The sequence below is a fragment of the Rothia sp. P6271 genome, from assembly GCF_048512995.1.
Lineage (GTDB): Bacteria > Actinomycetota > Actinomycetes > Actinomycetales > Micrococcaceae > Rothia.
Map to the genome: position 1 here is coordinate 46,735 of NZ_JBLXXV010000010.1, position 6,842 is coordinate 53,576.

The 6,842-nt window shown below is 45.4% G+C and carries 8 protein-coding genes; 5 read left to right on the plus strand and 3 right to left on the minus strand.

Features of this window, described 5'->3' with window-relative positions; genetic code table 11:
* Positions 1 to 68: 68 nt before the first annotated feature.
* Positions 69 to 1,442 (minus strand): galactokinase, encoded by a 1,374-nt coding sequence (locus ACN08X_RS07545; RefSeq protein WP_419108376.1) that lies wholly within the window; start codon positions 1,440 to 1,442, stop codon positions 69 to 71.
* 178 nt (positions 1,443 to 1,620) lie between these two features.
* The gene (locus ACN08X_RS07550) at positions 1,621 to 2,151 is read right to left on the minus strand and encodes a TetR/AcrR family transcriptional regulator (RefSeq protein ID WP_419108377.1); all 531 of its coding nucleotides are present in this window, start codon (positions 2,149 to 2,151) and stop codon (positions 1,621 to 1,623) included.
* Between the two features lie 63 nt (positions 2,152 to 2,214).
* Between ACN08X_RS07550 and ACN08X_RS07555 the strand changes: the two genes are divergently transcribed.
* From ACN08X_RS07555 to ACN08X_RS07575, 5 genes are all read left to right on the plus strand, one after another.
* Positions 2,215 to 2,961, plus strand: coding sequence for a hypothetical protein (locus ACN08X_RS07555; RefSeq protein WP_419108378.1), 747 nt, complete (start codon positions 2,215 to 2,217; stop codon positions 2,959 to 2,961).
* 115 nt (positions 2,962 to 3,076) lie between these two features.
* On the plus strand, positions 3,077 to 4,315 hold the full coding sequence (gene bioB / locus ACN08X_RS07560; protein WP_419108379.1) for a biotin synthase BioB: 1,239 nt from the start codon (positions 3,077 to 3,079) through the stop codon (positions 4,313 to 4,315).
* Between the two features lie 103 nt (positions 4,316 to 4,418).
* Positions 4,419 to 5,321: a serine hydrolase gene (locus ACN08X_RS07565; protein ID WP_419108380.1), complete on the plus strand. Its 903-nt coding sequence runs from the start codon at positions 4,419 to 4,421 to the stop codon at positions 5,319 to 5,321.
* A gap of 162 nt (positions 5,322 to 5,483) precedes the next feature.
* Positions 5,484 to 5,846, plus strand: a complete 363-nt coding sequence (locus tag ACN08X_RS07570; protein WP_419108381.1) for a hypothetical protein — start codon at positions 5,484 to 5,486, stop codon at positions 5,844 to 5,846.
* A 16-nt stretch (positions 5,847 to 5,862) separates the two neighbouring features.
* Entirely contained in the window at positions 5,863 to 6,090 is a 228-nt protein-coding gene (locus ACN08X_RS07575; RefSeq protein WP_419101238.1) for a hypothetical protein, read from the plus strand.
* An 88-nt stretch (positions 6,091 to 6,178) separates the two neighbouring features.
* Here the strand turns inward: ACN08X_RS07575 and ACN08X_RS07580 are convergent, their stop codons facing one another.
* Positions 6,179 to 6,646 (minus strand): MarR family winged helix-turn-helix transcriptional regulator, encoded by a 468-nt coding sequence (locus ACN08X_RS07580; RefSeq protein ID WP_419101237.1) that lies wholly within the window; start codon positions 6,644 to 6,646, stop codon positions 6,179 to 6,181.
* Between the last annotated feature and the right edge of the window lie 196 nt (positions 6,647 to 6,842).

Below are 6,842 nucleotides of genomic sequence, written 5' to 3' on the forward strand. Positions count from 1 at the left end.
TAGCTATCCCCTAGTAAATATTCCATTTGAGGCATATTTACTAGGGGATAGCTATATCTCAATAATTTCTAGATATCTTTATCTGCGGGGAATCCTGCAACCATCGGTAAAAACTCAGGGGAGGCGTAACCACAGCGAGCATAAGCTTGCGCCACACTCCTTGCGGCATCAGGAATCTTCTGTCGATCAATAAGCGCCATGACCGCACCACCAAAACCTCCTCCAACCATGCGAGCGCCTAATGCTCCATTTTCAAGACAGACGTTTACTGCAAGGTCAATCTCTGGTCGTGAAACCCTCAGCTCATCCCTCATGGAAATAAAAGATTCTGTGAAAAGATGCCCTAGTTCACTCCATGCATGAGGGGTTTCATCTGACATATTCCGAAGAAGGAATGTTGCTCGTTCTACAAGGCACATGTCGTGAAAAGTGTGTCTAACCCAACCACGAGGAAATTGTGGCGGTTGCTCAGTTCCTTCAAAAGCGTCAAGAGCACGAATCGTCGTTGTATCAACCATAGATAAACGCCAAAGCTTCGCCTGATGCTCATCTAATTGAGAACAGGACAAATCCTCAGGGAGAGCATTGCGAAGATAGTCCAAACCTAGAGCCTGCGCGCAGGCTTCTGCTGCTGCTCGACGGACTGCGAATTCTCCGCCGGAGAGTTCGTGTGGAGTATTGGTGTTGATGACGAGGAAACCTAACCCTGCTGACTCAACATCTGCTTCTAGAGGTTCAATGGAGAAATCTCGAAAATCAATAGCTAGAGCCTTATGAGGCTTCGACCGTAATGAGGTTGTCTGGTCTAAACCTCCCGTACGAGCTCCCGCTACATCATTTTCTGCGCGGATGCATACTTGAGCTAGGCGGGAACGCAAAGCGTCATTGCCTGGCCCGCGATCAGAAGGCAATGGTTCGCTCTCGTCACAATCTTCACGTAGAGGGCACGAAAGGTCGAGGAGAGCTAAAATTGTTGAGCATTCTAAAGCTGCAGAAGATGAGAGTCCGCCGCCAACAGGAACATGAGAGTCAATGAGTAAATCTGCACCAAAATTTTTAGGTAAAATAATATCTTTGCCCCCTTCCTGATTCATGGACCAAGCAACACCTGCAACATATGTGAACCACCCTTTGAGGTTGCCTGGTTGAATATCTCGAATGACAACAGTTCTTTCGTCAGCGGGCATCTGTAGAGATTCTGCACGAAGCACACCGTCGGTTCTGAGCTTTCCTGCAATATAGGTGCGGTAGGGAAGAGGCATCGGTAAGCATGAGCCACCCAAGAAATCAATATATTCCCCTAGTAGGTTAAGTCGTCCAGGGGCAGACCAGACACCATCAGGATAGACTCCATATTTTTCTTTGAACGCATTTTTCACATGCAGTACTTGTTCTTGATGATGAGGAAGATCTTTCCATCGTGGTTGAGCAAAATTGCTCATAATGATATGTCTTCTTTCCTGTAGTTGTAACCTCTACACCTCATATGTGGTGAGGTGGCATATTCGAGAATATAACGATATTTTCTCACGGTGTATTCCCTCTGATTATGTTGTGCTCATGCTCTGAATTTGATGGAGAAGAATATATTTTGGGATGATCTACTTTTCAGAGGAGTGATTATTCTGTTGCTAACCACCCATGAATGAGCGCTTGGATACTTGTTTGATAAGAAGAAGGGGGCGTCAGCATCGCCTTTCGTGCTTCAAGGACAGCTGTTGTTTGTTCTTCTTCAATGAGGCTGAGACAAAGATGTACTAAAGATTTTGCGGCAATCATGCCTGATATGTCTTCTCTGAGCTGTGTGAAGAGGTCTGCTAGATGGCAGAGAAAAGGCAAGTCTTCGGGGTGGAGAGCTAAGGCTAAACGGATGACTTCAGCACCTTCGGGTATAGAAATAATATGTGTGTAAAGTTCTTGAGCGCTATGAGAAAGCGCAGTATCTACACTGTCTCCAACGCAGCGGATATTAGAGAGCATTCTTGATGCCAAAGACGCAAGAAGCTCTTGTTTATTTCGAATGTGATAGTACAAAGAACCTGGTGCGACGTTTAACTCAGTGGCTAATCTACGCATAGAAAGATCCGCTAAACCGTATTGGTTGAGAACGGAGAATGCAGTGTCCAAAATTTTTTCACGTGATAGAGCCACCACATTATTGTAAAACGGTTCAGAGAACAAAAAAATAGATAAACAATGGGGTTGAATGGAAATATGACACTGAACTTCTCTGAACTCAAAGCACGTGTTTCTCGTAAAGAGCCTCTGACTATTAATGATGTTGTTGATATTTTGAGCTCTGGCCCAGGTGCAAAGTTTGCTCTTGTCGAATTAGCTGCACAGCAACGTACGGAGTTTTTTGGTCGTGAAATAACGATCGCTAATTTACTCGGTGCAGCACCTCTTTCTGATATTCCGCAAGTGGTTGTAACCGTCGCAGATGCAGAGGATGACCAAACATTAGCGCTGAAGCTTATGAACGCTGCTGATGAATTAGAGTCGCTTACTCACGGACAATCTGGCCAGCTGGTTCTCGACTTTTTACCAGTTCACAAGGTATCCGATGCGGCTCAGACACTTAGTCCGATGCGAGCTGTTGGCGTTCTTGTTGCTCTTCGTCTATTAATCGGTTCGCATAGTCTTTTCTTGAGACAACAGAGAGTTCAGCGACTGCAGTCTTTACAATCTTTAGGTTTGCATGTGCTAGATACTCTTGCGATGGAATATGACCAAGAAAATGCTTCCTTGAGCGTTTTTGAAGACCTCGTTTCTATTCGTAATGCGCGTTTAGAAATCTCTAATATTCAAGGGCGAGATATCATCGAAGAACACATCGCGTTCTTTGAGTCTCAAGGAGATTCTGACGCTCGCTCCTACGCTGAGGTTCTTTTGGGAGAGGACGGCGGTACCAGTGGCGGTTGCGGTGGTAACTGTGGGTGCGGTTCAGGCGGTTGTGGCTAATAACCTGTGATACAGGCATCTTTAAATGCACTCTTCCTGAGATTTTCTGGAGAACTTCAGGGGTATGGGCGCGTTTTGAATTGAACACCGTTCAAAAAAACAGTTAGATGAGTTTATGACGACCAACTTTCTAGAGATTTCTCAACGCATTCTCAACGGTGGGCAACCTGCTACCCGCGAAGAAGCCTTAGCCATGCTCACCGCAGAAGACTTTTCTACCTTCATCCTGGTAGAAGCTGCCGGTCAATTACGTCGCCACTATTTTTCTAATACAGTCAAAATCAATTACCTCGTCAACCTCAAATCTGGTCTGTGCCCAGAAGACTGCACCTATTGCTCTCAGCGACTAGGTTCAGAAGCTGACATTCTCAAATACACCTGGATTAAACCCGACGAAGCCGTCAAACAGGCAGGGCACGGTATTGCTGGAGGGGCATCTCGTGTATGCATGGTTGCTTCCGGTAAAGGGCCAACCAACCGAGACGTTGAACGAGTTGCCGGAATGGTAGAAAGCCTGAAAGAGGAACATCCCGAGGTGGAAGTATGCGCCTGTCTTGGGATTCTCAAAGAAGGACAAGCAGAACGTCTACAACAAGCTGGTGTTGACGCTTACAACCACAATCTCAACACTAGTGAAGACCACTATAAAGATATTTGTACAACCCACACCTATGAAGACCGCGTCAACACAGTACACTCAGCTCAGGAGGCTGGACTATCTGCCTGTTCGGGTCTCATTGTGGGAATGGGAGAAAGCGACGAACAACTTGTCGACGCAATTTTTGCCCTTAAAGACCTTGAAGGGGACTCTATCCCCGTAAACTTCCTGATGCCTTTTGACGGAACTCCCTTAGCTGGCACGTGGGAACTCACGCCCATGAGATGTTTGCGTATCCTTGCAACAGTTCGCATGGTCAACCCTGAAAAAGAACTTCGTATGGCTGGAGGCCGCGAGATGCACCTGCGCTCGCTTCAAGCTACAGCATTACACGTCGTTAATTCCTTATTCCTCGGTGATTATTTGACCTCTGTGGGTCAGTCTGCTTTAGATGACTTAAAAATGATTCGGGATGGGGGTTTTGTCGTTCTTGGTGCTGAAGATCGAGATCTTGTGGCAGAACACGAAGAATATCTACGTGCTCATAATGCTCTACCTCAAGAGAATATGCCGGCTGCGACCCCCTGCGGAACTAGTGGTTCTGCAAGTGCCTGCGGTGGTTGTTCTTCTGCTGGAGCTTGTGGAAGCTCGCACGCTTTAGCTGAAACTGTTCAAGATTCTGGACACCATGTTGAGTTTTCTCCTGTAATTACAAGAAAACGTGGTGTTGGTACAGATATTGCACCTAATGCCTGATGGTTTTCTGATGATACGGTGAGAAAAATAGCGTATTTTTAATCTTTTCTCACATAGACTGGGGCATAATGTCTTATACGATGCACCAGCACATCATGAGAGGGTGAATAGAGCTATTATTTCTCGACGTTCAGCACTGACATTATGTAGTCTAGGTGGTCTAGGTCTAACTCTTAACGCTTGTGGTTCTTCGTCTAAACAAGAAAAAGATGAGAATCATGTTGCCGTGGAATTGTTTGATCGACAGAATAATCCGCTTAAAGTTTCTGGTGCTTACCGTCAATTAGCTGATTCTCTACGTGGGCTACCAGAGTTTTCTTCCCCTCGTAATTTTTCTCTGGCTCTGCACCGTTATGATACGCAAGAAACTTTTTACTATAACCCGTCATATCGTGGTTATGAAGCGAGCACGGTGAAGGTTCCTATTGCCTTGGCTCGAATGCGTATTGCGTATGAGCATGGAAAATCTTTGGGGCGTCATACCGTATCTTTAGTGAAATCAAGTATCGGTTATAGCGATAATAATTCGACAGTTTTGCTCTACGCCGGATTAGGTGAAAACGAGCAGGAACGCTCTGAACAACTTAATCTCACCTATCAAAAGCTGGGTGTTTCTCAGACTCGAGACGGTGGTGGTTGGGGGAATAACCTCACAACAGCTGGAGACCACCTCAAAATTGCGCGAGCGGTCTATGAGGGACTTGATTGGGTGGCTTCATCTGATATGCGCGTCCTTCGTACTGCTATGGAAGGAGCTGACCCGTCATCGCAGGGGTGGGGTGTTGGTGCCCTCACTCAAAACCCCGGTGCTCAACGCGTACTTTGCAAGAACGGATGGATCGCTGATGATGCTGGCATTTGGTTCATTAATTCTACGGGCGATGTGCTTCATCATGGGAAAACATATGCTCTATCCGTAATGACAACCGGTTTCGCAGAGCAACAGCAGGGGCAAGAAGCTAATAGTAAAGTTGCTCAGACGGCGTTATCAGTATTATCTTCTTGATAAACACCGTCATCGGGAAAACTTTGATGATGCTATCAGTCTTTAGGACTTAGAACGAGAAGAAATATGAACTAGACTTATTGCATAAGATAGCTTATGAACCTGTATAAAGCTCCTTTATGAGCGACGCAAAGACTTACTCAAGGAATTGATTCAATAACCATGAATTTAAAAGATTTTTCTCCAGCATTCCTAACCTCATTAGCAGGCATTTTCGTGGGAGCGTTGATGATTGGTTCAAGCTCGGTAGTAGTAACGGCTCTAGGATGGTTACTGTTACTGGCGGCCCTCGTTCTTAACGTATTTTCCGTGATGGTTTCTCTCCAAGGGGCTAAAGGTAAAGATCTTCCTAGCTTGATTAGTTCTGTTGTTTCGGATTCTCGTGGTGACGAGAAAAAAGCTATTACTCAGACAGAAAATTCTGAGCCTGAACCTGATACAGAGGCTCAACCCACGGTAGAGAAAAATACTGAAAAAGAACAAGAGAAGATTTTTCGTACGCGTTCTGCTCGACCACGAAACTAGAAGGTAAAGAACCGGTATGAATACAAAGTTTTTACGTTCTCCGGCGTATCTTATGTCGGTTGGTGCGCTTATTGTTGGTGCGGTGCTAGCTAGTACTGACATGATGATTATCGGGTGGATTGTTTTTGCTGTTGGACTTGCTCTTAACGCGATGGCTTTAGTTGTTTTAGCTAATCGAGATTATTTGCATCATGTTCAGCGGTTAGAAGCGTCTCGTTCTGCACGTGCTTCTGGTCGCTCGTAAGATACGAGCACATGTCATAAAAAATGCGGTGACCCTCCGTGTTAAGGGGAGGGCCACCGCATTTTTTATTTCTTTGCATTATCACTACTTAGATGATGTCGTTGAGGATTCTCTTCATGAGAGTAGACATCGCAACGATTTCGTTTGAGTCGGTGTTGCGTAGTAGGTTTTGAATAAGGTCAGTGTGCACGGTGCGTGCTGCTCGGAATTGTTTATATCCTTGGGGTGTTAGGTAGACACCTTTTCCTCGGCGGTCTTGTTCGACGTTGATGCGTTCAACCCAGCCGATGTCAATGAGACGACCAACCTGGTAGGTGAGGCGAGAAGGGGAAAGGACGAGTGTTGAGGACAACTTGCCCATGCGCACCACTGGTGGCTCTTTGTCTTTCTTGTACCCTTCTGCGAGTACTGCAAGCACCTGGAAGTCGTCGAGCTTCATTTTGGTGTGCGCTCGAAGTCCTTTATCAAGGTATTGGGTAATAGTGCTGTGTGTTTGTGAAAATAGCTTCCAGAGAAGTGTAATTTCCTGTTCGGTAAGTGGATGGGCAGTATTCATAGCAGTATGGAGTGTACCCTTCGTTGGGGAAGTGGGTTGGGGAAATATATTTTGTAGGTTTCGATGATATGTTGTTCAGAAAATCCATTACTGGATATCCATGACAAAATATCAAGTCCACAAGCTACATATAGTTTATAGTAAATAATCTCTTAACAGTTACATTATATGCAAAGAAAAATTTTCTCATTACCAA